This is a genomic window from Chloracidobacterium sp. (assembly GCA_016711345.1).
Taxonomy (GTDB): domain Bacteria; phylum Acidobacteriota; class Blastocatellia; order Pyrinomonadales; family Pyrinomonadaceae; genus OLB17.
Genome location: JADJTD010000001.1, coordinates 1,379,940 through 1,406,466, shown reverse-complemented (window position 1 = coordinate 1,406,466; position 26,527 = coordinate 1,379,940). Strand labels below are relative to the sequence as shown.

At 50.3% G+C, this 26,527-nt stretch carries 23 protein-coding genes; 14 read left to right on the top strand and 9 right to left on the bottom strand.

Annotated elements, in window-relative coordinates:
• The first annotated feature begins 100 nt into the window (after positions 1–100).
• The 5 genes from IPL32_05730 to IPL32_05710 all read left to right on the top strand — a co-directional run bounded on the left by IPL32_05730 (position 101) and on the right by IPL32_05710 (position 8,768).
• Positions 101–3,274 (top strand): hypothetical protein, encoded by a 3,174-nt coding sequence (locus IPL32_05730; protein MBK8465313.1) that lies wholly within the window; start codon positions 101–103, stop codon positions 3,272–3,274.
• Between the two features lie 255 nt (positions 3,275–3,529).
• Complete coding sequence (gene pilB / locus IPL32_05725) at positions 3,530–5,383, top strand: type IV-A pilus assembly ATPase PilB (GenBank protein ID MBK8465312.1); 1,854 nt, start codon at positions 3,530–3,532, stop codon at positions 5,381–5,383.
• A gap of 11 nt (positions 5,384–5,394) precedes the next feature.
• Positions 5,395–6,231, top strand: coding sequence for a hypothetical protein (locus IPL32_05720; protein MBK8465311.1), 837 nt, complete (start codon positions 5,395–5,397; stop codon positions 6,229–6,231).
• 35 nt (positions 6,232–6,266) lie between these two features.
• Entirely contained in the window at positions 6,267–7,481 is a 1,215-nt protein-coding gene (locus IPL32_05715; protein MBK8465310.1) for a type IV pilus twitching motility protein PilT, read from the top strand.
• Positions 7,482–7,535: 54 nt separating this feature from the next.
• Complete coding sequence (locus IPL32_05710) at positions 7,536–8,768, top strand: type II secretion system F family protein (protein ID MBK8465309.1); 1,233 nt, start codon at positions 7,536–7,538, stop codon at positions 8,766–8,768.
• 512 nt (positions 8,769–9,280) lie between these two features.
• Here the strand turns inward: IPL32_05710 and IPL32_05705 are convergent.
• The 3 genes from IPL32_05705 to IPL32_05695 form a co-directional block, all read right to left on the bottom strand.
• The gene (locus tag IPL32_05705) at positions 9,281–9,688 is read right to left on the bottom strand and encodes a hypothetical protein (protein ID MBK8465308.1); all 408 of its coding nucleotides are present in this window, start codon (positions 9,686–9,688) and stop codon (positions 9,281–9,283) included.
• Complete coding sequence (locus IPL32_05700; GenBank protein ID MBK8465307.1) at positions 9,688–9,912, bottom strand: AbrB/MazE/SpoVT family DNA-binding domain-containing protein; 225 nt, start codon at positions 9,910–9,912, stop codon at positions 9,688–9,690. Before IPL32_05700 ends, IPL32_05705 begins: the two co-directional genes overlap by 1 nt.
• A gap of 285 nt (positions 9,913–10,197) precedes the next feature.
• On the bottom strand, positions 10,198–14,406 hold the full coding sequence (locus tag IPL32_05695) for a VCBS repeat-containing protein (protein MBK8465306.1): 4,209 nt from the start codon (positions 14,404–14,406) through the stop codon (positions 10,198–10,200).
• A gap of 346 nt (positions 14,407–14,752) precedes the next feature.
• On the opposite strand from IPL32_05695, the gene IPL32_05690 reads away from it, so the two are divergent.
• Positions 14,753–15,154 carry a hypothetical protein gene (locus IPL32_05690; protein MBK8465305.1) on the top strand — a complete coding sequence of 134 codons (402 nt, stop codon included), beginning with the start codon at positions 14,753–14,755 and terminating at the stop codon, positions 15,152–15,154.
• Positions 15,155–15,203: 49 nt separating this feature from the next.
• Here the strand turns inward: IPL32_05690 and IPL32_05685 are convergent, their stop codons facing one another.
• The 3 genes from IPL32_05685 to IPL32_05675 all read right to left on the bottom strand — a co-directional run bounded on the left by IPL32_05685 (position 15,204) and on the right by IPL32_05675 (position 17,279).
• Positions 15,204–15,806, bottom strand: coding sequence for a riboflavin synthase (locus tag IPL32_05685; protein ID MBK8465304.1), 603 nt, complete (start codon positions 15,804–15,806; stop codon positions 15,204–15,206).
• A gap of 59 nt (positions 15,807–15,865) precedes the next feature.
• The gene (locus tag IPL32_05680) at positions 15,866–16,168 is read right to left on the bottom strand and encodes a TM2 domain-containing protein (protein ID MBK8465303.1); all 303 of its coding nucleotides are present in this window, start codon (positions 16,166–16,168) and stop codon (positions 15,866–15,868) included.
• 130 nt (positions 16,169–16,298) lie between these two features.
• Entirely contained in the window at positions 16,299–17,279 is a 981-nt protein-coding gene (locus IPL32_05675) for a transporter (GenBank protein MBK8465302.1), read from the bottom strand.
• A gap of 125 nt (positions 17,280–17,404) precedes the next feature.
• Here IPL32_05675 and IPL32_05670 point away from each other — a divergent pair, with 125 nt between their 5' ends.
• Positions 17,405–17,935 carry a hypothetical protein gene (locus IPL32_05670; GenBank protein ID MBK8465301.1) on the top strand — a complete coding sequence of 177 codons (531 nt, stop codon included), beginning with the start codon at positions 17,405–17,407 and terminating at the stop codon, positions 17,933–17,935.
• A 3-nt stretch (positions 17,936–17,938) separates the two neighbouring features.
• Here the strand turns inward: IPL32_05670 and IPL32_05665 are convergent, their stop codons facing one another.
• Positions 17,939–18,760 (bottom strand): zinc metallopeptidase, encoded by an 822-nt coding sequence (locus tag IPL32_05665; GenBank protein MBK8465300.1) that lies wholly within the window; start codon positions 18,758–18,760, stop codon positions 17,939–17,941.
• A gap of 153 nt (positions 18,761–18,913) precedes the next feature.
• On the opposite strand from IPL32_05665, the gene IPL32_05660 reads away from it, so the two are divergent.
• The gene (locus IPL32_05660) at positions 18,914–19,189 is read left to right on the top strand and encodes an integration host factor subunit beta (GenBank protein ID MBK8465299.1); all 276 of its coding nucleotides are present in this window, start codon (positions 18,914–18,916) and stop codon (positions 19,187–19,189) included.
• A 97-nt stretch (positions 19,190–19,286) separates the two neighbouring features.
• Positions 19,287–20,315, top strand: coding sequence for a site-2 protease family protein (locus IPL32_05655; GenBank protein MBK8465298.1), 1,029 nt, complete (start codon positions 19,287–19,289; stop codon positions 20,313–20,315).
• Here the strand turns inward: IPL32_05655 and IPL32_05650 are convergent.
• Positions 20,308–21,288 (bottom strand): hypothetical protein, encoded by a 981-nt coding sequence (locus tag IPL32_05650; protein MBK8465297.1) that lies wholly within the window; start codon positions 21,286–21,288, stop codon positions 20,308–20,310. The two genes, IPL32_05655 and IPL32_05650, sit on opposite strands and share 8 nt — an antisense overlap.
• Before the next feature lie 115 nt (positions 21,289–21,403).
• Between IPL32_05650 and IPL32_05645 the strand changes: the two genes are divergently transcribed.
• From IPL32_05645 to IPL32_05635, 3 genes are read left to right on the top strand one after another with little or no spacing between them, the layout of a single operon-like run.
• Positions 21,404–21,604 (top strand): DNA gyrase inhibitor YacG, encoded by a 201-nt coding sequence (locus IPL32_05645; protein ID MBK8465296.1) that lies wholly within the window; start codon positions 21,404–21,406, stop codon positions 21,602–21,604.
• Entirely contained in the window at positions 21,601–21,825 is a 225-nt protein-coding gene (locus tag IPL32_05640; GenBank protein MBK8465295.1) for a hypothetical protein, read from the top strand. The genes IPL32_05645 and IPL32_05640 overlap by 4 nt, the downstream gene beginning before the upstream one ends.
• Before the next feature lie 11 nt (positions 21,826–21,836).
• Positions 21,837–23,063, top strand: a complete 1,227-nt coding sequence (locus IPL32_05635; GenBank protein ID MBK8465294.1) for an MFS transporter — start codon at positions 21,837–21,839, stop codon at positions 23,061–23,063.
• A gap of 54 nt (positions 23,064–23,117) precedes the next feature.
• Here IPL32_05635 and IPL32_05630 read toward each other — a convergent pair whose 3' ends face one another.
• The gene (locus IPL32_05630) at positions 23,118–24,515 is read right to left on the bottom strand and encodes a M48 family metalloprotease (GenBank protein MBK8465293.1); all 1,398 of its coding nucleotides are present in this window, start codon (positions 24,513–24,515) and stop codon (positions 23,118–23,120) included.
• 306 nt (positions 24,516–24,821) lie between these two features.
• Here IPL32_05630 and IPL32_05625 point away from each other — a divergent pair, with 306 nt between their 5' ends.
• Entirely contained in the window at positions 24,822–25,439 is a 618-nt protein-coding gene (locus IPL32_05625) for a DUF47 domain-containing protein (GenBank protein ID MBK8465292.1), read from the top strand.
• A 7-nt stretch (positions 25,440–25,446) separates the two neighbouring features.
• The gene (locus IPL32_05620; protein MBK8465291.1) at positions 25,447–26,523 is read left to right on the top strand and encodes an inorganic phosphate transporter; all 1,077 of its coding nucleotides are present in this window, start codon (positions 25,447–25,449) and stop codon (positions 26,521–26,523) included.
• Positions 26,524–26,527 lie beyond the last annotated feature (4 nt).

Genomic DNA, 26,527 nt, shown 5'->3' with positions numbered 1-26,527 from the left:
TGGTTTTTTCTCAGCCAATCTTCTTCTATTTCAAGCCTTGCTGCCTAAGAATTCTGTGGCTAGCGTCTATTGTATCTAACGTTTCACCAAAACAATCTGCATGAAAAATATCAATATCCGTCTCAAACGCTTATTTAATATCATTGGTATCGCGGCAGTAATTAATCGCCCGATCTTACTTGTTTCGACAAGTATTTTTCTTTTTATTGCCGGCATCGTTTTTCTGCAGCCTTCAAAAGCTCAGAATAGGCAGCAAGATCCGCAGTCACAGAACGAGCAAGATCGCCTGATGGCTGAGACAATTCGCAGACTCACCAACCAGTCGTCCGAGGGTTTGGTCGAAGAAATTCGTTCTGATGGCAGCGTGATGTTGGATCTGAAAGATAGGTTTCAGGCTGTTCCGCTTGCGATGTTTGACGCGAATGGCGGCATTGCCGTGAGGTGTGTGACCAGTCTTGCAGAAGCAAACAATTTTTTTGGCAGAGATCTCGAAACCGGCCAGTACCTTCATCCTCCGCAGACACTTCGTGAGAACGATGACCTTTCTGAACGTGCAGCAAGGCATCAGATGTCGCCAGAAGAATACCAGTTTTACGCAGACTTGATCGACAAAGCAGTAAAACGCGGCCAGGGAAGCCGGCCTGACGCTTCAACCATATCAATCGCAAATGGCGACGGAGCCGGAGAGGGTTTTAACGACGCTACTGCAAAGGCCGCGGAAGGCGGAAATAACGGAGCGACGTTGGGCGCACAGAGGGTCAATCTGTTTAATTTTGCGGCTGATATCTGGGAAGCAAATCTGGATAGCAGTGTTACGATCAGTATTAATGCACAGTTCAATCCCTTGACACCTTGCTCGTCTTCAGGCGGTGTTTTGGGATCGGCGGGTGCAAGTTTTATCAACCGCGATTTTCCGAATGTTCCCTTTGCCGGCACATGGTATTCAGGAGCTCTTGCAAACAAGATAAACGGTGTCGATCAAAATGGTGGTTCTGCTGAGATCAATGCTACGTTCAATTCAAGCGTTGATACCGGATGTTTAGGTGCTGGTACGAGATTTTATTACGGATTTACTGACACGGCTCCTAACAACATGATCAATCTCCTCGTGGTCCTGCTCCACGAGATGGGACACGGCTTGGGATTTCAGACGTTCACTAACGGATCAACAGGAGCCTTTAACAGCGGTTTCCCGTCCGTCTATGATCGTTTTGCGTTCGACAGGGATGTTAACTTGCATTGGCATGAGATGACTCAGGCACAGCGCGCCACATCGGCTCTGAATGCCGGAGATCTGTTGTGGGATGGCGCTAATGTGCGAGTTGCGTCTAGCTTTTTAACTGCCGGACGTGACGCGACTAACGGCAATGTCCAATTATTCGCGCCAAATCCGTTTCAGTCCGGTTCGTCAGTATCGCACTTTGATTCTGCGGTTGCGCCGAATATTCTTATGGAACCTGCTGTTACGTTTGGCGTTTTTGGTATCCCTCTCGACCTTGATCTCACGCGTCAGCAAATGCGCGATATAGGTTGGTATAGAGATACGACCAGCGACTTGACGCCCGACACCATCACCAATGTTGCTCCCAGCGGAAACACTGTTATCGTCGGGTCTAATGTAAATATAACATGGACAAACAATGGTGGTTTTAACCGGAACGTGACCATCGAACTCTCGACCAACGGAGGCACGACATATCCGACAACCATTGCATCGAATGTCGCCAACACGGGATCGAGGTCGTGGACGATTCCAAATTCGCCGACGGGAACGGCTCGAATTCGAGTGCGGGAACATAACTTTGTAGCACCTCTGGGAGCGTCAACGGCTAACTTTACGATCTCAACGACCGCGACGCCTACAGCGACGAATACGTTTACTCCGACACCCACCAATACCGCGACTGCAACGTCAACGGCTACATTTACACCGACCCGTACGGCGACATTCACACCAACCCCAACATTTACGCCGACATTTACACCAACGGCAACCGCGACGAACACATTTACTCCGACACCAACAGCGACGAATACATTCACACCGACTGCAACAGCGACGAGTACATTCACGCCGACTGCTACGGCAACAAATACGTTTACTTCGACTCCGACAGCGACAAATACGTTCACGCCGACACCAACGGCGACGAATACGTTTACGCCAACGCCAACGGCAACCGCGACAGAGACATTTACTCCAACACCAACCGCAACGAACACGTTTACGCCGACTGCGACCGCAACGGAAACATTTACTCCGACGGCAACCGAAACGGCAACCAGTACGCCAACCAACACCGCAACTGATACTCCAACCAACACGCCAACGCCTACCACGCCGCCGGTGATATCTGGAACGATAACTTACGGCAATCCGATAGGAGCGCCGGCGACTCGGTTTGTTTCTAACGTTGCGGTGAATGGTGCTGGATCTCCACCGGTTTCTGCTTTGACAGACAGTCTCGGCACGTATTCGCTGACAGGGTTTGGCCTAGGTTCTTACACGGTAACACCTTCGAAATCTGGGGGAGTTAATAGTGCGATCAGTTCGTTCGACGCTGCCAGGGTCTCGCAGTTCGTGACTGGTTCGTTCACTCTGAATCCAACACAACAAATAGTCGCAGATGTCAGCGGCAATGGCAGCATCTCATCATTCGACGCCGCGTTGGTCGCTGCGTTTTCGGTCGGAAATCCGGGCGGTTCATCAGGCAACTGGAGATTTGTTCCGATAAATAGAACTTATGCATCAGTCATTAGCGACATTAGCGGTGAAGACTATTCAGCTCTGTTAATGGGCGAGGTTACTGGCAACTGGCTAAATTCAGGCGGACGAATTGCAAACGGTAATGGGCCGGAAACGGCGGTTGCCGTAAGTGTTTCGCATCAGGCAGCACAAGCGGGCAAAGAGATCCTAATACCCGTCAGCATTGACGGTGCCGCAGGCAAAAACATAATTTCCTACGAGTTCGATCTCAGATACGATCCCTTAGTGATCACGCCGCTTACGAATCCGGTAGAACTTACAGGAACTGTCAGCCGCGGGCTTACTGCTGTTACCAATATTTCAGAGCCGGGACTTCTGAGGGTAGTGGTCTATGGGCCGATGCCGATCGACAGCAACGGCTTGCTGCTGAATCTCCGCTTTGAGGCCGTCGGCACATCCGGATCGGTTTCGTCATTGAAGTGGGAACGAATAATATTCAATGATGGTGCGCCCCAAGCGACCGCGGTCGACGGGCGGATCGATATTTTTTCAGCCATATTGGATTAGAGAAGTGTTTACTTTTGATAAGGGCGGCACATGTTAAAAGTGCCGCCCGCTTTCCTGCCTTTTTGGTCATTCTGACCGATTTGTTAATCTCCCAAAAGAATTGTTGACACTTAGAAGTTTAACAATGTATTATTAAGTGTCAACGATGTTAATCATCGTTATCAAATTACCTCTCAGTCATATTGACCTGCTAAAAACATTCAAAACTTCGTTCCTGAAGGCCGAAGCTTTTAGTTAAGGAACACACCACACCAAATGTCAGCAAAACTTGGGGAAATTCTTGTCCGCGAAAACTTGATCACTTCGCAGCAGCTGCGTGAGACTCTGGAATATCAGCGCGCAAACGGCGGGCGATTGGGATCCAATCTCGTTAAGCTCGGTCACGTTTCTGATGACGTGGTTACGGCTGTTCTGTCCCGACAATACGGCGTGCCGTCGATTAACCTCGATCTTTTTCAGATCGAAAAGGACGTGATCAAACTTATATCAGAAGACGTTGCCCTCAAATATGTGGTCCTGCCGATATCTAAGGTCGGAGCTACGCTGACCATGGCAATGGCCGATCCGACAAACGTCTTTGCAATGGACGACATTAAGTTCATGACCGGGCTTAACGTCGAACCGGTGATCGCATCAGAAACATCGATCCAACTGGCGATCGCAAAATATTACAGCGGATCAAGCGAGATCGACATATTCGATGCAGCCTTTGCGGTTGAGGCAGACAAGATCTCAGCGAGTAACGGCAAGAACGGCAACAATGGCAGAGGTAAGAAAAGCTCAAATGGTTTCGCCGCAGTAGGCGAGCGTCTTAATGATTCTGATCTGGATGTTTCGCTCGATCGGTTTGAATTCGGCAGCCATGAAGGCGAAGAGTTTGAGGTCGTTGAAGACAACGACGAGATCGATCTTGCAGCGCTAGCCCGTGCGAGCGAAGATGCTCCGGTCGTCCGTCTTGTAAATGTGCTGATGGTCGATTCACTTCGTCGCGGTGCCTCGGATATTCACGTTGAGCCTTATGAAAGAGATTTCCGTATCCGTTTTCGTATTGATGGTGTTCTCTATGATGTGATGCATCCGCCGATGAAGATCCGTGACCCGCTCATATCGCGTCTCAAGATCATGGCGAAACTCGACATTTCCGAGAAACGCCTGCCTCAGGATGGCCGCATCAAGATCAAGGTCAAGATCGATAACCGTTCACGAGAGCTCGATTTTCGCGTCTCGACCCTGCCGACTTTGTTTGGTGAGAAGGTCGTGCTTCGTCTGCTTGATAAAGACAAGTTGATGCTCGACATGACAAAGCTCGGCTTTGAGCAGGAGAGCCTCGACAAATTTAAGCGCGCGATCGCAAATCCTTACGGCATGGTGCTCGTGACCGGCCCAACCGGTTCCGGAAAAACGAACACGCTATATTCTGCCCTTCAGGCTCTGAACACATCAGAGACGAACATCATGACCGCCGAAGATCCGGTCGAGTTCAATCTACAGGGCATCAATCAGGTGCAGATGAAGGAACAGATCGGCTTGAACTTCGCTGCTGCACTTCGTTCATTCCTGCGTCAGGACCCGAACATCGTTCTCGTGGGTGAAATTCGTGACTTCGAAACGGCTGAGATCGCCATCAAGGCTGCGTTGACAGGTCACCTTGTGCTTTCGACACTGCACACCAACGACGCGCCATCGACGATCTCGCGACTTGTCAACATGGGTATCGAGCCTTTCCTCGTCGCAACGAGCGTCAACATTATTCAGGCGCAAAGACTTATTCGTCGAGTTTGCGTCAACTGCAAGGAAGAGGTGCATTTGCCGCCAGAGGGTTTGGTCGAGGTCGGTTTTTCAAAGGAAGAAGCCGCGACTCTTAAAGTTTATAAGGGTAAGGGATGTGCAACATGCAATAACACCGGTTATAAGGGCCGTGTTGGATTGTACGAGGTGATGGAAGTAACGGATGAACTCCGCGAACTTATCATCATCGGAGCGAGTGCGATGGAGCTAAGGAAAAAAGCTATCGACTTGGGAATGATCACTCTTCGTGAATCAGGCCTCTATAAGATACGCGAGGGCATCACTACCATCGAGGAAGTTGTTAAGGAAACGGTAATTTAATTGGAGGGAATATGTTTGTTAGGGCAATTGCATTATTTTTGGCAGTGTTGATCGGGATCGGAACTATCATCCCGCTTGCCACACAACAGGTTCAGGCTGAGTCGGCTCCGAAGCATAGACGATACGCCAAAAAGTATAAGAAGTATTCTAAAAAGTGGTGGCGCCAATATCGTGCCCGCATGAAGCGCAAAAAATCAATGCAGGCAGCGAAACGAGCACTACGCCTTCGTCAAATGCGTCTTGCCCAAGAGCGCAACAACGAAAATAATGTGGTAACACCAGATAAACCCGTTCCAACACCAGGAGTGCGGATATCTAAGACCACGAAGACCACGAAAAAGACGGATACTTCTAAACCGGCAGTGCTGCCCTCAGGCGATCCAGCCCCGGTAGGATGGAAACCGGCCCAATCGACGGCAAGCGAACTTCAATTTCGTGTAGATAATTCATCCGGCGATCAGATTGGGTCAGCATCGATCTCAGTCGTTGGCCCCTCGTCGATGCGTGTAGAAAGCGGCCACGCTAAGAGTGTTGGCGGTGTGCCAACTACACAGCTTCGCCGCGATGTGATCGATCGTATGGTCAAAGAGAACGGCTGGGTCGTTAATGACTATCAGAAAGAGATCGCAGGCCAAAAAGTCTATGTAGTTGCCGCTCAATCACAGTCGAAGAATGGCGGCGTTCAGTCACGCATGTTCTATTTCACAGAAGTCGACGGATTGGTTTACAGCGTAATGACCAACTCGCCGGTTCAGGAATCCGAACGGCTAGCCGAGGAATCAGAAAAGGTCATTAATTCGCTGAAAAATCGCGTGCGTCCGACACAGCGGGCCGCAGTCCAACCTTAGTAACTTTAACGTTAAATATCTCCCACCAATAAATTATGAGCTACGAACAACCAACAACCGTAGAATCGGCTATCACGCTGCCCGATCTTCTTAGAAAGATGACCGACCTGGGCGGATCGGACCTCCACCTTTCCACTCATTCGGCACCTCAAGTGCGTGTCCACGGACATCTTGCTCCGCTGCCGGGTTTTGGCCCGCTGTCACCTTCAGATACTAAACGGCTCGCTTATTCGGTTCTTACGGACGCGCAAAAGCATCGCTTCGAAGAAAATCTCGAACTCGACTTTTCGTTCGGCTTAAAAGGAATGTCGCGATTTCGTGCCAATCTCTTTAACCAGAAAGGTGCAGTCGGAGCAGTTTTCCGTTCGATACCTTATGAGATCAAATCGTTCGACGCACTTGGCCTGCCGCCGATCATTGCGGACATGTGCAAAAAACCGCGTGGGCTAATCCTCGTAACCGGACCCACCGGTTCAGGTAAATCTACGACCCTTGCGGCGATGGTGGACAAGATCAACGTTGAGCGCCATGAACATATTCTGACAATTGAAGACCCTATCGAATTTCTACACAACCATAAGAGCTGTGTCGTCAATCAACGTGAGGTTGCCGCCGATACACACTCATTTGGAGCTGCTCTCAGGACCGCTCTTCGTCAGGATCCTGATGTGGTTTTGGTCGGCGAAATGCGAGATCTCGAAACGATCGAGATGGCGCTCAGAATTGCAGAAACGGGTCACTTGACCTTTGCAACACTGCACACGAACTCGGCCTATTCGACCATCAATCGTATCATCGATGTGTTTCCCGCCGGTCAGCAGGCTCAGATCAGAACCCAGCTTTCACTTGTTCTCGAAGGGATTCTTTGTCAGGCTCTGCTGCCGAAAGCATCGGGTGACGGCCGCGTAATGGCACTCGAAGTGCTGGTGCCAAATGCCGCTATCCGTAACCTGATCCGTGAAGACAAAATTCACCAGATTTATTCAATGATGCAGACAGGGCAAGATAAATTTGGAATGCAAACATTCAATCAGTCGCTTGCAACGCTCCACCACAAACGTCAGATTTCGTTGGAAGTTGCAATGCAGCGGTCGTCGAATGCTGACGAACTTAAGGAATTGATCGAACGTGGTTCTGGGCTTAATGACGCATATGGCGCGGGTCAACAGCGTCCGCTGAAACGTCCGCCGACGGCGAACGGAAGTCCGTATGCACAAGGCCGTCCTGTCGGTGAAAGGCCGCGAACCTAAAAAAAATATAACAAGGTCTCATAAGTCCACACGACTTATTTCAAGGAGAAAGAAATGCCAACATACGCCTTTAAGGGAAGAAATCGACTGAATGAACTGGTCTCCGGCGAACGCGAAGCCGCAACGCAGGATGAGCTGCGTGCGTTGCTCAGACGCGAGCAGATCGTGATGACGCAAGCGTCGGAAAAGGGTAACGAGATCTCGATACCTAAGATCGGCCGTCGGAAGAAGGTCAAGGCTAAGGAACTCGCCGTGTTCACACGTCAGTTTTCAGTCATGATCGATGCCGGTTTGCCGTTGGTCCAGTGTATAGACATCCTGGGCGAGCAGCAGCAGAACGCGTTTTTCAAGGATGTGCTTCGTCAGGTGCGTCAGAGTGTCGAAGAAGGTACGACGCTTCACGCGGCTTTGCAGCAGCATCCTAAAGTGTTCGACGGCCTCTACACCCACATGGTGGAAGCCGGTGAAACGGGCGGTGTGCTCGATCTGATTTTGCAGCGGTTGGCTACGTTGATCGAAAAGGTCGTCAAACTGAAACGCAGCATCGTTTCGGCGTCGATCTACCCGGCAGCTGTTATTTTGGTGGCTATCGGTGCGATCGCGATCATTATGATCGTAGTAATTCCGCAGTTTCAGCAGATCTTTCTCGGCTTGCTCGGCCCCGGCGAAGTTCTTCCTTTGCCAACGCGAATCGTGATGGCAATCAGTAGTTTCCTCGCTGGTTGGGGCGGCCTCGCAATGCTTGTCACGCTTATCGCAAGCGGCGTCGGAATAAGTTTCTACTATAAAACGCCGAAAGGCCGCTGGCAGATAGACACCTTAATGCTGAAAATGCCGATCATCGGCAGCATCCTGCGAAAGGTCGCCGTTGCCAGATTTGCCCGTATTCTTTCGACTCTGCTGTCGTCGGGTGTTCCTATTCTGCAATCGCTCGATATCACGTCCAAGACCGCCGGTAACGTCGTTATCGAAGACGCCATTCTCAAGGTTCGTTCCGGCGTCGAACGCGGTGAAAATTTTGTCGATCCGCTCAGGGCGACAAATGTTTTCCCCCACATGGTCAGCCAGATGATCGGCGTGGGCGAACAGACCGGAGCGATGGACGCCATGCTCGCCAAGATCGCAGACTTTTACGAGGAAGAGGTCGATACCGCCATCGCCGACCTGCTCGGTTTGATGGAGCCTGTACTGATCGCGTTCCTCGGTGTAACCATCGGTTCGATCGTTATCTCGATGTATCTGCCGCTCTTCACACTGATCGGAAAACTCTCCGGCGGAGCGAAATAGCAGCATAGATCTTTCACAAGGGCAGAACCGGAATCTCTCGATTTCGGACATGAAAAAAGGGTGCTTGGCGGCACCCTTTTTTCCGTTTTTACCGCGAAAATGTCCCTTTGAGAACCTCAAAAAAACCACTTTTCCAGACACAAATAAAGCTGATAATGCTTGATGTCATTGACGACAGCGTGAATATAAGACGAGAAACGTCGGCTAAGATCAATAATGTCTCAATGACAAGCTAAATATATGATCCGCAAGGATTTATCCGCAAACTCGTAAAAAAAGCCATCGCTAGACCTCAAAAAGCCATCGGAGACCCCCCAAAAAGCCATCTTACAACCCCAAAAAGCCATCGGAAAAATCGACTTTTTAGCACAGTGTTTCCATCACGGCCATCCAAAATACTCAGGCCAATATCTGCCGAACATGGACACGCAAAAGCCAACACGATCCGCAGCCGCTAGCGTCGGTAGCTTGCGCGTCAGTAAGGGCATTTTTCAATTTGCCATCACTCTCGCCTATCGCTTTGGAAGTTTAAGATAGTTTGCCAGATGCTCAGGAGTTCCGATTTTGATGCCGAGATTATTTCGGTTCATAAATTTGCCGAAATCTTTTATGTCGCTGGTTAAAAGATAGTCACATTGGCAGCCGAGCGCTCCGCGCAGTATAGGTTGATCTTTTTCGTCCAGTCCGCTGATGATGTCAGCGCTTAACTTGTTGCAGAAGGTAACGTTTTTTAAGAGCAGGGCAAGGGCTTTTTCGGTGGAAAATGCTTTTGCAAGGAGGTTCCTGCCTGCCTCTTCAGCAGCGTGTTGGTTGGTAATTAAGTGATGTTTTTTACTGACCAGAAAATCGAGGAAAACTCTTAGTATCGAGCCGTCCCGTGAGGCAGAAAAAAGAATGTTAGCGTCGAGAAATATCTTCACTAAAATTTGAACTTTTTGAGTTTTGCCTCTTCGCTTGCAAACTGCTTTAGTTTTTCGTCAGTGTATGTCTCGACTGGAAAAGTTACGACCGGCGTTACCAGTAACCCTTCGTCGGTAACCGTTATCTGCACCTGCCCGCCTTTAGTAATGCCTATCTGCTTTCGAGAGGCCAAAGGAAGGGTAACGACCCCTCTTTCATTAACTGTAGCAATTACCTTATCCATAAGATCATTATATCCGATTTCCTGTAAATCAGTAAATCATTTTTTTAATGCATTACTCAATCCGCGTCGCGTCAGCGACGGGTGAAGGTGTTGCCCCGCAGGGCAGATAGCCACGTCCTTTAGGGCGAGGTTAGGTCGGTAATTTTTCAAAAGGGCATTTTAATGTCCCTAATTCCGGCGGCTTAAGCCAAAGAAAAAAGGACGTTAAAACGCCCTTTATTAGTTTCCGCTATTTACCACGTGCTAAAGCACGTGGCTATTTGCCCTTCGGGTAAGAGTCCGAGCCTAAAACAGTTCGACCCGCCCGATCGAAACGCTAACTCGCGGCTCGCCTTCGTTGAACATTATCCGCTCAAAGGTTAGCGGGGAAACCGAACCAGCCGCTCCGACAGGTGTGAATCGCAGATTCAAAAGCACGCCGTTCTCGTCTATGGGTATCGCTCCGTAGACAGCGACTCGTAAAAGTCCCGGCTCGACCGCATTCGTCACAACAGACAGCCCGCGGCTGATCGTGCCATTTACATCCGCCGCATCGACTATCGGTTGAACAACTGACGGGTCATACCTGAGATCAAACTCATAGGCGAATACGCCTTTGTCTGCAATGCCCTTAGCATTGACCGGAATAATGATCTCTTTGTCGCCCGGCTGCAATAAATTCGGCAACTCAACCGCAACAGATCTCTCGGGACCAACTGCCGGACGACCGCCGTTTTCAGTCCAATCGCCAGAAACGTCACCCATTAGATATGCAGAATAATCTTCGCCTGTGAGTATCCCGATCGGCGGCGAATATACTCGGTTTTCGGGGCTGAAAGTCCAGTTCCCCGTTGCTCCAGATCCGGGCAGAAACAACACATAACGAATTATCAGTGCGGCATCAAATGAATTGATCAACCCGTTCCCGCTTACATCCCCAGCCGTCGCTTGAGTTGCGCCAAGTAGGTTTGTACCTAAAACGTGCTGCGCGATCCTCGCCGCGTCAAATGACGTTATGCCGTTACGGAAAACATCCTCCTTACTAAGTGTGACCGTATAGGAACCGGCTCCAAAACCAGAAAGTATATAGCTTCCGTCACCCCCGGTCGAAGAAAAAACGTCGGGCGATCCGTCACCCGTAACAAATACATCCGACACAGGTATCGGACCGCCAATAGCGTTAGGATAAGTTACAACTCCGCTGATCTCTGGCAGTGGCGTTGGTGTAAACGTCGCAGTTGCCGTATTAGTCGCCGTAGATGTTGCGGTCGGTGTTGGTGTATTTGTCGCCGTCGCCGTGTTTGTTGGTGTACTTGTGGCGATAGTACACGGTTCGCCGAGAGTGTTGTAGATGATTCCGCGAGATATGTATTTGTTCGTGTAGCCGATATCGGGGTTGCCATCGCCGTTATGATCCGAGACTACAAGGGCTGATCCTGAAGTTTGGCCAAAGCCCCCAACGGAGTGATAAGCGGAAGTAAACGTATTCGATGACTGAGACGAGAGTATCAGCATGTTTCCGAGATTGCTTAAGACGATCAAGGCGAGGTCGTCTCGGCCATCAGTGTTAAAATCTCCCGCAACCGGCGAATAAGCTTGGCCGTCAAGGGCTTGTTCAGTTGGAGCTGAAAAACCTCCGATTCCATTTCCGTAAAAGACAAAAAGCTTTCTAGGCGGAAAACTTCTGACGCAGACATAATCCAAATGGCTGTCGCCATTGAAATCGCCAACAGTGTTGCCTTCGAGAAACTCCACAAATATCGGAGCTCCGGCCGCCGTAAAAGTACCGTCGCCGTTACTAAGCAAAACAACGGATCCGGGGCCGCTGACAACTATTAGATCTTGATTACCATCTTCGTTAAAATCGCCTCGCTGCGGCCGGAAGGAACTTATCGCAGCAACAGAAAAACCAGGCACAAGTGAAAAACTTCCATTTCCAAGACTTATTAACGTGTAACCCTGCCCGTTGCTGTCAATGAAAAACAGATCATCCTTACCATCAACATTGAAATCACCTGACTCTATATTTTCGATCCCGGTGACCCAGGTAAAAGGGAACGGTGCGCTGAGGTTACCCGCTCCGTCGCCGAGATAGGCCGCTAATTTAGTGCTGTCGTTGCTGTCGTGGACCGAAACGATGTCGGTATTTCCGTCTCCGTTAAAATCTCCTGCTGCAATCGCATTTAGCCCCTTCGGTGTCGTAAAGTTGCGGTCGGCCTGCAAGCCGGTACCTATATTGTTTAGTGCAATAACAACTTCAGACTCATAGGGAAAATCGGTATCCCATGCCGTAACATTGTCGTCCAAGTTGTCGTTATTCATATCCGCGCGAACTATGTCCGTGCCACCGTAAAGGATCGGTCTGGGCGCCTTAAACTCGGCGTTGCCAAGGTTGAACAAAACAGATAGCGTGTTATACGAAGCAAAATTGGTCTGACCGACGACCAAGTCGATGGTGCCGTCCGCATTGACATCATTGGGTGTAATGTAGGTTGCGCCCTCCGGTATAGTCCAGTATTTAAGGTCACTGAAGGTGCCGTTGCCATTTCCACGGAGGCGAAAAACAAACACACCGTCGCTAAAAGCGGACCCAATTGTGGCAGCAATGTCGTTCTTTCCATCGTTATCGTAATCGGCAACAGCAATGTCGCTTGGCGGAAACGAATATGTCAGATCAATGATGGTGCCAGCTGTGTACCCGCTTCCATTGCGCAACCAAGGCCGAATATAGTGCGAAGTCGGCGTCGTGGAGTCATAAAATCCAATGACCAGGTCGAGGAGCTCGTCACTGTTAATGTGAGCAACATTTATCGCTGAAGCAGTCTCAAGAACCGAAAATCCAAACGTCAATGAATAACTTGCTGAAATATTACCGTAGATGAACGAGATATAATGCCCGTTACCCGTGGTTCCTCCGGACACGACCAGATCTGATATGCCATCGCCATTCAGGTCCGCGACCTCGGCAATAGTGTCGTTGCCGCTAACGTTTACCGCAGTTGTTGCGGTGAGATTTCCTAGTCCGTCTCCCAAAAAGATCCGAACTTGTTTTCCCGTCTGACGCTGGACAGCGGCGATGTCTGTCTTTCCATCGCCGTTAAAGTCTGCAGCTTCCAACTCGTAGAATTCCCCTTGACTAGGTGCGGGTGGCGTGTAGGTAACAGGAGCCAAAAATCCACCGCTCCCGTTGTTCAAAAGTATCGCTAGCCTGTTTTCGGAAAACGATCCGGCGACAAGGTCAGGCTTTCCATCACTATTTAGATCACCTGCGGCCAAGCTGTAGGGATTGTAGGGACTGTAGGTACTTAACGTGGTCGGGTAGGTTCTCGGCGGTCCAAATCCTCCGGCGTCGTCGCCAAATGCTACGGAAACGGTTCTGAGGTCAGAGTTTACCGCCGCAAAATCAATCTTTCCATCTACGTTAAAATCACTTTTGGCATACGCAAATGTATTCGCACCAATGGGAAATGACGGTGCTAGATCGAAGTCAGAAGGCTGACACCCCGTTGGCGTTGGCGTTGGGGTATTTGTTGATGTCGCAGTTGATGTTGCCGTTGATGTGCTCGTATGTGTCGCCGTCGCCGTCGCTGTATTTGTTGGTGTTGTGGTCGATGTCGCCGTTCCGGTATTCGTAGGGGTTGGTGATGCCGTCGCAGTCGCAGTCGGCGTGCCAGTTGTTACGGCACCGGCAAAGAGTGCATCGGCAGCGGCCTGCGTTGTTGCAAACGGCATTAGATAAACCGAAGTGACAGTTTGGCCGGGAGCCAGGTTACCGAAATTAAATGCGATCCCGATCGCGGAATCAGCTGAGCTGCCGTTGGGATCGACCGGACTATTTATGATTGAGAACGGGTTGCTTATCGGCCAAGTGGCCTCAACCGATACAACAGAGCGTGGGTCGCTGCTGCCGTACCCGACTGTGTAACCATTCGTAGCCCCCGTAGCGCGCACAAAATTCGCACCATTCAGCAGCACGATGTCATTACTCGTCAAGGTATTGGAACTGTCCTGATCCGGATCTGCAACATCCATAAACGCAACATTGTTTATATCGGTACCCGTTGTGTTTGTGATCTCTATCGAGCAAGTCACTAAACTGTTAGCCGTGTCGAAAGACAAGTCACGAATAAGCTGCAGCCCGCCAGCCGTTCCGACGAATCGAGCCGACAGGGTTGAGCCTGAACTCGTGTCTGATGACACGCCCGGAATCTGCGTCACATTACCCTTGGCCCAGTTTTGAAACACGCTACCATTACCGGTAAATGAGACCTGATGAAAAGGGGTACCCGGGAAAAAGAATTCTCTGCCTGCAAACGTCGCCATCAGCGTTCCGTTTCCAAACGATCCGTTTGTACTGATACCTAATGTAAGGCCGGCGCTTCCGACTAGATTAAATGGTGTTGGAAGCGGAGTAGGTGTATTCGTCGCCGTAGCTGTGTTTGTTGGCGTAACAGTTTCCGTCGCTGTCGGCGTGACGGTTTCTGTTGGCGTTGGTCCCGCGTTCTCAGCAACCACATGGCTATTTTTTGTGTCGGCATGAATGCCGAGAAACTCTTTTGCGGTGTGAAAAAAAAAGTCTCCGAAGCCCACAGAGGGACTGCTTCTTAATGTTAAGGCGAGTCCCACAAGTATAGCGAAACAAAGGAATCTGAACGTTGTAGGACGAGAAAATATTCGATTCGGCATAGAGAACTCTTATTGATCCGAGAATTTTAATGTTGCGGAGCATTATATGCCTTTTTGGTTGGATGTCAATGATTATTCGCTAGCGGGCAATTGACAAATATGCAAAGATGTTTTATCTATGAAATATGAGTCATGAAATTACACTAAATATAAAAGGAGCACGAGAGAGAGACTTATGGCACTAGAGAGAGATTTTGAGAAGTTTAATGGTGGGCCGGTTTTGTCGACGCGGGATAGGATGCATGTGACGCTGAGCGAGCTTGGGGTTATTTATTTGAATGCGAATGCTTACCGGTTGTTTGGCAATCCGGCGGCGGTCTCGTTTTATTACAGCCGCGAGCGCGACACGATAGCTATCGAGCCTGCGAACCCGAGGTTTGAAAAGAATTTTCCGGTAAAGCAATGCCAGAACGGCTTTCGAATTTTAGCAGGGCCCGTTGTTGGGAATTTTAATATTAGGACGGAAAACACGATCCGTTTTGCCAACCCGGATATAGACAAAAACGGCATCCTGATGCTCAACCTGCGCGATACGGTAAATGTCACGCCGCGGCGGAAAAAGAAGGCGAAAAAGTGATGAGTGACGAGTGACGAGTGACGTGTGACGAGTGAAAAGAACCCAGTCGCTACCGCTCCCGGTTCTGACACTGCATCATTCGTTCGACGTATTTGGCGATGATGTCGGCTTCGAGGTTTACTTGGTCGTTAGGTTTTAGAGATGAGAGGTTTGTCATTTCCCAGGTTTTGGGGATGACGGCGATTTCGAAATTGTCTTCGGCGAGAGCGGCGATCGTGAGCGAGATGCCTTCGACGGTGACGGAGCCTTTGTGGACGAAGTAGCGGGCGAGTTCTGGTGGGAAACCAATTTTTACCGTCCAGAAATCGCCTTGCGGTTCGGCGGAGATGAATGTGCCGCGTCCATCGACGTGGCCTTGGACGATGTGGCCGCCGAGTCGAGCAGTTGGCCGCATCGCACGTTCGAGATTGACGGGCGAACCTGCGTTTAGGTTTCCAAGAGTTGTGCGGTCGAGCGTCTCGGGCGAAACATCCGCAGCGAACGAAGTCGGCGATACATCGAGCGCCGTCAGGCAGACTCCGTTGACCGCGATCGAATCACCGTTATTGATGTCAGCAGTTACGAGTTGTGCGGAAACGGTGAGCCGAGCACCGTCTGCGTGAGCCTCGCTACTTTCGATTTTGCCGAGTTCTTCTATTAAACCTGTGAACAATCTGCTTCCTTATCGAGGTAGTAATTACAAAACATTTGAAATTTGAAATTTGAAAGTTCTTAGAACCACAGCTTTTTATTGATGATGTAGGTCTGAACAAATTCTTCGTCGGATTTTGTGAGATACATTATGCCTTCGACAAGGCCGATGATCGATGGGACCATGACCAGCGGAGTTCCGATGCCGCAGGTTATGATCGCGATGATCCACGCGACAAGCGTCACCGAGAGCATAATTATGCCTTCCTGTTGATAGCCCAAAATAAATTTATGAACACCGAAGGCTCCAAGGAAAATTCCGCAGATACCGGCTACAACTTTTTTATCTGCTCCTGCAGGCTTTTGAGCATATACCGGCTGCATCGGCGCCGGTGGAGCGAAGGGCAACATTGTGCCGCAGTTTGTGCAGCGTCCGGCCGGGCTAAGGTTTTGCGTGTGACAATTGGGGCAGGTAACGTATTGGGTCGCCATTTATTATTTCTCCAAATCAAGTTTAGCTGATCGGTGCCGGTTCTATCGCAGACAGTTTTCGAACGTTTATCGATATCGGTTCGCCGTCGTCAACTTCGTTGTAGATGTTAGCGAATTTGTAACCGACATGCACTTCCTCAGGTTTATATGACGAGCGCGTATGGACAACGGCGGCGAAGGTTTCGTCGGTCGCGTTGAGCAGCACGAGTATTTCCGCGTCGGTGCGCTCGACCTCTTCGCGCGTGATGCCGTAGAGCGGCGAGTCCGGCGTGATCGGATGTACGATCGTCCACGCAAGGGGTAAGAACGAAACTTTGTCACGTTCGAGTTCGAGCGAGTCGAAGCGTCGAACAGTCTTTCCATGTTCCTCGACAAAGCGGGCATAGATCATCGTCGCCCTGACCTCGATCAGCTGATTGCTGCGCCCATTGACGAGCCGCACCATCAAACCCGAAATGCCGCGATACGGCGCAACCACAGCTACTTCGCTGAAAATTACTCTTGCAGTCGGACGAGCAAAACGAGCGAATACGAGGCCAGTGATCAGAGCGTTGGCGAGCAGACTGTAATAAGATTCGATTGTGACGAGAAGATTCGGGAAAAGTCCGTTAGGATGGATCGTGCCGTAACCAATTGTCGCGAACGTCTGCACGCTGAAGAAAAATCCGCGAAGGAAAATACTCGACATCGGTTCTGATGAAGTATCAACGATCGCTTCGGGGCCGTTGATGGCATAAAGCGCACCGAAGAGTATATTGCTCAGGAAATAAAGCACCAGCACAAGAAACAGAAACATTCGCCACGACATTGCGAGCAGCGTGTGGTAAAGGTTGAGCGATGTGAAAAGCGAAAGGCCTGTGCGGCGGACGTTAAATGAGCCGTCCTGATTGAGCAAACGCTGGCGGCTGCCGCGCGTCACGACCGAGCCGAAGCCCAGATCGCGCTTTTCCTCTTCGGAAAGTTCGCCTACTTCCAAGGTGCTGTTTAGTATTTCTTCGGCCACGATATTGACTGATTATAACTAGTCTCGGGCAGAAACGCGACCGTTAGGGAGCGTGCCGATAGTGTTGTGCACGCTCGTTTACACTCGCGTTTCTGTCCTTGAGTGGTAATATAAAAAATTCACTTATGGCCGAAGCAAAATCACAGGAAAATGAACCGCCAAAATTACGTCGCGCGGAAAGTGGCGAAATCGATACGAACTCACTCGCAGATCTGCTCGAATGGTTTCTGATGTACGACGAGCGCACGGCGCGAATGCGTCATGCGAATACTGAAGAGCTTTTTCAGTGGAAGCAGATCGACGACGCTCAGCAGGGAATCGCGACCTATCCGTTTGAAAATGCGGAGGCGAGATTTGCTGTCGGCTCGTTTCAGGCGCTGGCTGAAAATAACACGGAGCCGCTTCTTAAACTCTGGATCAGCGATTTACTTGCGGCCTTAGATGAATCTCACAAAACAAAGACCGAGATCGCTGAATCGTATGATCTGGACTCCGATATCGAGGCGTTTTCGCTCAAGAAAGCTGAAAAATTAACGACAAATTCTGAAAAGCGGCTCTACCTGACAAGCTGCTGGCTAGAGGCTCTGTGCACTGCGGAAGCACGGTTTCTTGGTTGGGTCTATCAGGAAATATACGGAAGGCCTTTTGCGGCTTAATTCCTACCTTAGCGTCTGACATTGCTTCATGTCGCCGGTTTGCATTCCTTTGGCGAAATACTGCATTCGCTGCTGTGCTGAGCCGTGGGTAAATGAGTCGGGAACGACATAGCCTTGTGTGCGTTTTTGGATCATATCGTCGCCGACCGCCGCCGCCGCACGGATCGCTTCTTCGGCATCGCCCGCTTCGACGCGGCCTTGTTTTGCCGCAAAATTAGCCCAGATGCCCGCATAGCAATCTGCTTGCAGTTCGAGAGCGACCGAAAGGCGGTTGTTCTCACCGGCACTCTGAACCTTGCCCATCATGCCCGTCAGATTTTGAATGTGATGCCCATATTCGTGGGCGATCACATAGGCTTGCGCAAAGTCGCCGGGAGCTTTGAATTCACGTTGAAGCTCGTCAAAAAATGCGAAATCGAGATAGAGTTTACGATCGCCGGAACAATAGAACGGGCCCGATGCCGAACTCGCGTAGCCGCAGGCCGACGCGATCTGGCCAGTAAACAAAACTAGTTTTGGAGCCTGAAACTGGACGCGAGACTGAGCGGGAAGTATCTGTTTCCACGCATCCTCAAGATTGCCCATGATGGCTCTTGCAAATTGAGCATTGTCGTCTTGTGAAACAACCTTATTGGCCGCCGGGCCGGGCGCTTGGGTCTGCGTCGGGATATTTTGAAGCAGTTGAGTCGGGTCGCCGCCGCATAGGTAAATCGCGATCGCGAGAATAACTATACCGATACCGCCGCCGCCTACGGCCATTCCTCGGCCGCCTAGACCGCGACGGTCCTCTACATTGTCGCTCTGTCTCTGGTCTCTCCAACGCATGGGCTGATTCTAACACTATCCGATGAGCCGGACAAAAATAAACACTACAAACCCTCGCAAACTCTTGACAGATGTAGGTTTAGAGGATTATGATTCAAAAACGTTTTAGTTTAGGTTTTTCTCTCCACGTTTCCGATTCGATAGGAGGAGATAATGATAAAACTGGATATTGTTAATTTAGTAGCCGACCGAACCGGCGTTCCGAAGCAAAAGGCCGAGCAGGTGGTCGATTCGCTGTTTGAAGCGATGAAGGAAGCTCTCGCTGCGGGCAAGCGTATCGAGCTTCGCGGGTTCGGCGTGTTTGTCGTCAAACCGCGAAAGCGCGGCGTCGGCCGCAATCCACGCACCGGCAAGGAAGTTCCAATTCCGGCGGGCAAGACGATTAGATTTAAGCCGGGCAAAGAGCTGTCAGCAAAAGCCGTAGAATAAGAAATTTTTTAGTATCATTGAGGTTATCGATCGCAGATCGTGAGGACACGCAAGATGTGGCTTCGAGCGAACTGCGATCTTTTTATTAGCCTACGAAATGACTGAACCGGATTCTATCGAACAACCAATATATTACGGCCGGCCGGTGATGAAGCCGACGGTCGGCACATGGATCAAGCATCTATTGCTGCTTGGCGTGACATTCTGCACGGCGACGATCGCCGGTACGCTGTTCCCGTTCGGCCGTCTGGATTACCTCCCCCAAGCTGATCCGCAATCGTTTTACGAATTTCTTCAACTGTTAGCGACACTGCCGACGAACTATGCCGCTATGATCGGCGATATTGTTCATAAGCTTTTTACAAATACGACTCATCTGATCTACGGCCTCCAATTTTCGATCTCTTTGCTGTTCATCTTGATCTGTCACGAAATGGGGCATTACATTGCGTGCCGCATTTACAGGGTTGATGCTACGTTGCCATTCTTTCTGCCGACGCCGCCGATGATCGGACCGGCGGGAACGTTTGGGGCGTTCATCAAGATTCTTTCACCGATGCCGACACGTCGAGCGGTATTCGACATCGGTGTTGCAGGGCCGATCGCCGGGTTCATTGCACTTTTGCCAATTGCAATGGTAGGCCTTTTAACGATGCAGTTTGTCACACCTGAGCAGTTAGGGAATACACAGGGCACGCTGACATTTACTGACCCCCTGCTTATCCGGCTGTTCGCGACCGCTTTAGGTGTCGATCTGAAATTTGGTATCGGGAATGCTTTTTATTTTGCGGCGTGGGTCGGGCTTTTGGTGACCGCGTTGAACCTTATTCCGTCAGGCCAACTCGACGGCGGGCATGCGATCTATGCGGTATTTGGCGAGAAGGTACATTACTGGACGGGTCGAATAGCATTTGCAATTATGGCTACACTGTCGGTTTTAGGCATGTATTTTTATGGCAGTCCCAGCGGATTCTTGATCGCGATAATCCTGGCTATTATGATGAAAGTCCGCCACCCGACTCCTTGGGACACCACGCCGCTTGATAAAAATCGCAAGGTTATTGCATTTCTGACTTTAGTTATTTTTATTTTGTGTTTTGTACCGTTTCCGATTCAGATCAATTAGCCGCGGCGGGAAGCATACCTTTTATCTCTTTGACCATTTTTTCGACGTCTTCCTGTCCGTCGAGTGCGATCATAAAGAAATCGTAGCTTGTCTTGAAACAGACCATACCGTTGCCGAAGAACCATACGCCTTCGAGCAGTGGGTTGCCGCCGATGATCGTGCCGATGGGAAAGCCTGTGATGTTTTTGGGATCGAATATATTGGTCATCATCACCGCGCCGGATGCGAAGGAAAATGCACCAAGCAACGGTGCGCCGATGCTGGTTGCGATGTCGCGTTCGAATTTTATGCGTTCGGCGTCGGCGTCGCTAAGCTGACCTTTTTCGATAAGCTCTTCGCGGCGTTTTAGGTAGCCGTCAAAATTTTCGGCAAGTTTTTTTACCGACCAAGTCGGAATTGCAGAATTGAGCAGCCAGTGCGAACTAATGCCGGTAAAAACTACGCCCAAACCTGCTCCGATAGCCATCGAAACACCTGTCGTTGCGGCTTTGACCGGATCTGAATGTGCCCAATCTGCGGCTTTCTTTGCCGACGTGATCGCCGAATCGAGCATTGATGCGAGGCTTGAGCCAAAACCGACGACTTGGGAAACTCGCTTAGCGCCTGTGCCAACCGTTTGAGCAGCATCGTCGATAAATTCGCCTGCTTTGGCGGCTGCGTCGATTGCGGCTTCGCCGGCTTTTGAACCAGCATCGACGGCGACGTCACGGACCGGTTCGCTGACGTTCCATGCAGATTTCGCGGTGTCTGTTGCGGCATTTACGACGCCTTCGGTAACCTTGACGGCTGACCTGCCGATGTCACTCTTTTCGGCTTCGGTTTTTATGTAATCAGCACCTTTTTGAGCGGTTTCCGCAACAGCGCGAGCTCCGGTCTCGATCTTATCTTTTAATCCAAGCTGCGCGTCGATCTCACCAAGCTTATCGGTCGCCTTTTTCTGCCAGCGGTCAAATTTTTCTTTGTAATCGTTCATAACAAATCTCTCAGTGAAAAAGTCCCAACAACATTATAATACGTCATTAGTTAATCGTATGTTCGAATCAATGCACATTGGATTCAAGAGAAATCTGATATGCTAAATTGTCATTATGCCGATAGTTAAATGCCCGCATTGCGGCAAGGAAACAGAATTTACCGGTAACGAATTTCGTCCGTTTTGCTCGGAGCGGTGCAAGCTTCTCGATTTCGGAGCTTGGGCGGATGGAGATTACAACATACCGAGCGAAACCGCGTCGCTCACCGAAGAAGACATAGACGCTATCGAACGCGCAACGGAGAATAAAGAATGAGTGAAAGCATTGGCGTTATTGCGGCTGTCGTATTTTTTCTTGTTTTCGCGGGAGTTGCATATATTGTATTTCGACTGCTCCGAAAGACCGTGAAAATGGCATTTCGAATGGTGATCGTCGCCGTTATCCTGCTCATCGCGGTCGCCGGCAGCATTTCCTTTTGGTGGCTTGGAAGCAGCAGCAAACCTGCTCCCAGATCACGGTCCACGCAAAATAAATAAATCAATCTTTTATGGCGGCATTGGAAGCACGGACAGGATTTTGGAAACGATACACAACCCTGCCGCGAAACGTGCTTGCCTTGAGTTTCGTCGCTCTACTCAACGACACTTCGAGCGAAATAATTTACCCGCTGCTTCCCGCATTTCTCGCGCTCAGCCTTGGAGCTTCACCGTTCGCAATTGGACTTATCGAAGGTTTTGCAGAATCCGTTGCGAGCCTCTTAAAACTGTTTTCAGGCTATCTGAGCGACCGTTTTGGAAAACGAAAACTTCCGGTTCTGCTCGGCTATTCTCTGGCGGCGATCACTAGGCCGTTTCTGGGATTTGTGACAAGCTGGCCGCAGGTGCTAGTTGTACGAATGACGGATCGCGTCGGCAAGGGAATTCGCGGCGCACCGCGTGACGCTCTGATCGCTGATAGTGTTCCGGTAAATGAACGCGGATTTGCGTTCGGATTTAATCGTGCGGCCGATCATCTTGGAGCCGTTTTTGGGCCGGTTGCTGCATTTATTCTTCTTTCGATCTTCGCTCTGGACACGCAAAATCCAACGCTTGGCGAATACCAGCAAGTCTTTTTGTTTGCCTCGGTTCCAGTCGTGCTTGGCCTGTTAGTCATAGTTTTTTTCGTAAAGGAAAAGGCGATACCCGCCGCTATTGATTCAAGTCCACCCAGTCTGTCACTTGCCGGTTTTGGCGGGAATTTTAAACGATTTCTGTTCGTGATCGCTTTGTTTACGCTGTCGAATTCGACCGACGCATTTCTGTTGCTTCGCGCTGCGGATGCAGGTGTCTCACCGGTAATGCTGCCGCTCTTGTGGATGACGCTGCATGTGAGCAAAGTTATCAGTTCGCTGATCGGCGGAGATCTCTCCGACAAGTTGGGCCGCAAGACCATAATAGGCGCTGGTTGGCTGATCTATGCGGTCGTTTATGCCGGTTTTGCTTTTGTCGATTCGGCATGGCAGGTGTGGGTTTTGTTCATTATCTATGGTGCGCATTTCGGATTAACCGAAGGCGTTGAAAAGGCGTTTGTCGCCGACATGGTGCCCGAAAGTAAACGCGGAACGGCTTACGGCCTTTATAATTTTGCATTCGGAATCACGGTTTTTCCGGCATCGCTTTTGTTTGGATTGATTTGGACTCAATTTGGAGCGTCGGTAGCATTTCTTGCAAGTGCGTGTGTATCGGTAGCAGCGATATTAATGCTACTTTCTGTGCGTAGGCCCGCACATCAGTAAGGGCGGAACACTCAGCTTGAATGTAACGCCCTTTCTAAAATGCGGGCTTGTGCATCAATCATTCAACTGTATCGAGCTGAGCACATTTCTAAATGCCGAATTATAACGATAGGTTTCGTTATCGGGCACTACCGTAATGAAATAGAACAGTTCGCCATTTCTGAGTTGGGCAGTATAGATATCAACCATTTCGGTTCGCCCTGTTATTGGTGAACGGCCGGAAAGCGGTGTCAGATTTCCCGCACGGCCATCAATAGACACCCGTGAATATCCGCCGCGGCGCTGCAGATACGAATTGTCCTGCAGAACGCTATTTACATAATCCTGCGAATCACGTGCGAGTTCTCTGTATTTGCCAGGGTATGTGCCGATCATTACGCCGCGTGTGATGCCTTGTTGGCCGTATGCTCCTTCGGGCGCGAATGTCACAGAGTTTTGCCCCGCTAGATCGACCCAATTCGAAGGCAGATTGATCTGAAGCCAATTCAGATTGTTGTAGGACCGAACTCGAGTTGAGGGCACCGGCACAGTGTTCGAATATCGTCCGTTTGCCATCGGCCCCGAAGTGGTCTGACCTTGAGACTCCTTTTCGATCTGGGCCATCGACTTTGCCGGCGGCATCGAACGGAAACGTTCTTTCGTACGCGAGAAATCGCGTGTGATCTTGATAGGTTCCCGCGATACATTCAGGTATTGTGCCTCGCGGTTGATCTTTTCATAACGATTGCCCGGATCGGGATGGCTGCTGAGCCATTCTGGGCCGCCGCCTTTTGACTGCTGCTGGATCGTTCTGAACACATTTGCCAGATCGAGCGGGTCGTAACCTGCATCGGCCATAATACGTGATCCTAAGATGTCGGACTGCGTTTCGTATTCTCGGCTGTATTTGGTCATCCAAGCCTGCGCTCCGAGCATTCCAAGTTGTGCTCCTGTTTGGCCGCCGAGTATCGCTCCGCCGAGGATTAACCCGATCGTTCCAAGTGTATTTTTTGCGCTGCCCTGTTTTGTTGCCTGCGCAGTTGCGTGGCGAAGCGCGACGTGGCTAATTTCGTGTGCCATAACGCCGGCGAGTTCGCCCTCGTTCTTTGCCGCTTCTATCATTCCTCGGTTGATATACATCGGTCCGCCGGGAAGAGCAAAGGCGTTAAGGTCGCTGGCATTTACCCATTGAAACCTGTAGTTGAATTCCGAATGGCGAAACTGCTGCGGTATCGCATCAGCCAGACGCTGGCCGACACGCTGTATGTAGGCTTCGGCATCGCGGTCGTTGATCAGCGGAAATTTTTGTTCCACTTCTCGCGAAGCTTGATCGCCGAGCTTAACGTCATCCTGAACCTTGTATTTGTTCTTCGGGGCCGTTATTTGCGTCTGGGCCATCGCGGCCATCGGCAAAACCCACATCGTCGCTGCCAAGGCAGCAACTGTAATTCGTCTGGCAAAAAGTTTATTCATAGATTCTCCGGTCGTGCTTCACGATTTTAATGCGCATTGCCTCCGTTCACAAAACGGCGGCCGTCGGGATTTAGGATGAAATGTTCGGATGAGCGGGTTTGCTGTAAAGAACACAGCCCAATCGTCGATGTTAACAAGATGTTACGAACCACCGCTAATTTTATTTCCGAGATCGACGTAAAAGGTAAAATTCAGCCATAAACTATCACTGCCCATTATTTGAAGCACGGTCACAATAGACAAGAGAGGTTCTGTTCGCATATATTCTAGATTCGCTTCAATTTAGGTTATCGGAGATCAAAGAAAATGGCTTTTAGCTTTTTACCGAAGGAAGATCACTATTTCGCCCTATTTTCGCAAATGACCGCGAAGATACAAGAGGCGGCGGCTCTTCTCGTTGAACTTTTGCAGGGGTCAGATGAGAATTTTGACGCTTTGTCAAAAAAGATCAAGAGTGTCGAGCACGAATGCGACGAGATCACTCACAGCGTCACCACCAAACTCAACAAATCGTTCATCACGCCGTTCGACCGCGAAGATATCTACACACTTTCGGTCGCCCTTGACGATGTTTGCGATTACATTGATGCGGCTGCCCGTGCGGTTGTGATGTACAACATTCATGAGTCTGACCCTTTTGCCGTGGAGCTTGCGGTCGTCCTGCAAAAACAGACGGCTGAGATACACGGGGCTGTCGCACATCTAAAAACCGCAAAAGGCATGGAGCAAAACCTGCTTGACATCCAGCGTCTTGAAAATGACGCCGATGAAGTATATTTCCGTGCCATGGCGGCCCTTTTCAAAAAGTCGGATGCCGTAGAGATCATTAAGTGGAAGGAGCTTTACGAGATCCTCGAAAACGGCACTGACCGCTGCGAAAGCGTCGGCAATATTATCGAAAGTATTGTCTTAAAGCATAACTAAAGCCAATATGGACGCTCAAACAGCTGCTTTTAGTTTGGTGGTGCTCATCATCTTTCTCGCGCTCGTTTTCGATTACGTTAACGGCTTTCACGACGCAGCGAATTCGATCGCGACTGTTGTGGCGACGCGCGTTCTGTCGCCGGGTGCAGCGGTCGCTTGGGCTGCATTTTTTAATTTCATCGCGTTTGTTGTTTTTGGAACCGCTGTAGCTAAAACCATCGGCGGCGACATGGTCAACATCGCGGTAATTCCGGGTAACGATCAGTTGTTTGTGTTACTTGCCGGTGTTGTCGGGGCGATCATTTGGAATCTGATCACGTGGTATCTCGGACTGCCGACATCGAGTTCGCACGCCCTTGTTGGCGCTTATGCCGGAGCTGCTATATCGTCATACGTTTGGCATTTTGGCTTTACCAACGTCGAAACGGTCCTAAAAGCAGCAGGCTGGATCAAGACGCTGTCGTTTATCGTCCTATCGCCGCTGATCGGAATGTCGCTGGGATTTGTTCTGATGGTCATTGTTTACTGGGTCTTTCACAAAGTTTCCGTAAATAAGGTGGATAGAGTTTTTCGCGTCGGCCAGCTTTTTTCGGCCGCTGCATTTTCGCTTGGACATGGCGGCAATGATGCGCAAAAGACTATGGGCATCATTACGATCGTTTTGGTCGCCGGCGGCTTTGCGCAGATGATGCCTGACGGAAAGCTGCCCGAACCGCCGCTTTGGGTTATTCTCTCTGCCCATGCCGCGATCGGCCTAGGCACGCTTTCAGGCGGTTGGCGCATCGTTAAAACGATGGGAACCAAGATCGTTAAATTACAGCCTGTTGGAGGATTTTGCGCCGAGACAGCCGGTGCCGCGACGCTGTTCCTCGCCACTGCGACTGGTATACCGGTCTCAACAACTCACACCATCACCGGAGCGATCGTCGGTGTTGGCTCGGCAAAACGTTTTTCTGCAGTCAAATGGGGCGTTGCCGGACGAATCGTGTGGGCATGGGTTTTGACCATCCCTGCCGCAGCGTTGATCGCCGCATTGTCTTACGGCATAATTTTAGTGATCGAAAAACTGCTTGGCGTCAAATAGGACA

Excerpts from the sequence above, each read along its gene's own strand:
- IPL32_05730 (MBK8465313.1), top strand. The coding sequence starts at position 101 with ATGAAAAATATCAATATCCGTCTCAAACGCTTATTTAATATCATTGGT.
- pilB (MBK8465312.1), top strand. The coding sequence starts at position 3,530 with ATGTCAGCAAAACTTGGGGAAATTCTTGTCCGCGAAAACTTGATCACT.
- IPL32_05720 (MBK8465311.1), top strand. The coding sequence starts at position 5,395 with ATGTTTGTTAGGGCAATTGCATTATTTTTGGCAGTGTTGATCGGGATC.
- IPL32_05715 (MBK8465310.1), top strand. The coding sequence starts at position 6,267 with ATGAGCTACGAACAACCAACAACCGTAGAATCGGCTATCACGCTGCCC.
- IPL32_05710 (MBK8465309.1), top strand. The coding sequence starts at position 7,536 with ATGCCAACATACGCCTTTAAGGGAAGAAATCGACTGAATGAACTGGTC.
- IPL32_05700 (MBK8465307.1), bottom strand. The coding sequence starts at position 9,912 with ATGGATAAGGTAATTGCTACAGTTAATGAAAGAGGGGTCGTTACCCTT.
- IPL32_05690 (MBK8465305.1), top strand. The coding sequence starts at position 14,753 with ATGGCACTAGAGAGAGATTTTGAGAAGTTTAATGGTGGGCCGGTTTTG.
- IPL32_05680 (MBK8465303.1), bottom strand. The coding sequence starts at position 16,168 with ATGCAGCCGGTATATGCTCAAAAGCCTGCAGGAGCAGATAAAAAAGTT.
- IPL32_05670 (MBK8465301.1), top strand. The coding sequence starts at position 17,405 with ATGGCCGAAGCAAAATCACAGGAAAATGAACCGCCAAAATTACGTCGC.
- IPL32_05665 (MBK8465300.1), bottom strand. The coding sequence starts at position 18,760 with ATGCGTTGGAGAGACCAGAGACAGAGCGACAATGTAGAGGACCGTCGC.
- IPL32_05660 (MBK8465299.1), top strand. The coding sequence starts at position 18,914 with ATGATAAAACTGGATATTGTTAATTTAGTAGCCGACCGAACCGGCGTT.
- IPL32_05655 (MBK8465298.1), top strand. The coding sequence starts at position 19,287 with ATGACTGAACCGGATTCTATCGAACAACCAATATATTACGGCCGGCCG.
- IPL32_05650 (MBK8465297.1), bottom strand. The coding sequence starts at position 21,288 with ATGAACGATTACAAAGAAAAATTTGACCGCTGGCAGAAAAAGGCGACC.
- IPL32_05645 (MBK8465296.1), top strand. The coding sequence starts at position 21,404 with ATGCCGATAGTTAAATGCCCGCATTGCGGCAAGGAAACAGAATTTACC.
- IPL32_05640 (MBK8465295.1), top strand. The coding sequence starts at position 21,601 with ATGAGTGAAAGCATTGGCGTTATTGCGGCTGTCGTATTTTTTCTTGTT.
- IPL32_05635 (MBK8465294.1), top strand. The coding sequence starts at position 21,837 with ATGGCGGCATTGGAAGCACGGACAGGATTTTGGAAACGATACACAACC.
- IPL32_05630 (MBK8465293.1), bottom strand. The coding sequence starts at position 24,515 with ATGAATAAACTTTTTGCCAGACGAATTACAGTTGCTGCCTTGGCAGCG.
- IPL32_05625 (MBK8465292.1), top strand. The coding sequence starts at position 24,822 with ATGGCTTTTAGCTTTTTACCGAAGGAAGATCACTATTTCGCCCTATTT.
- IPL32_05620 (MBK8465291.1), top strand. The coding sequence starts at position 25,447 with ATGGACGCTCAAACAGCTGCTTTTAGTTTGGTGGTGCTCATCATCTTT.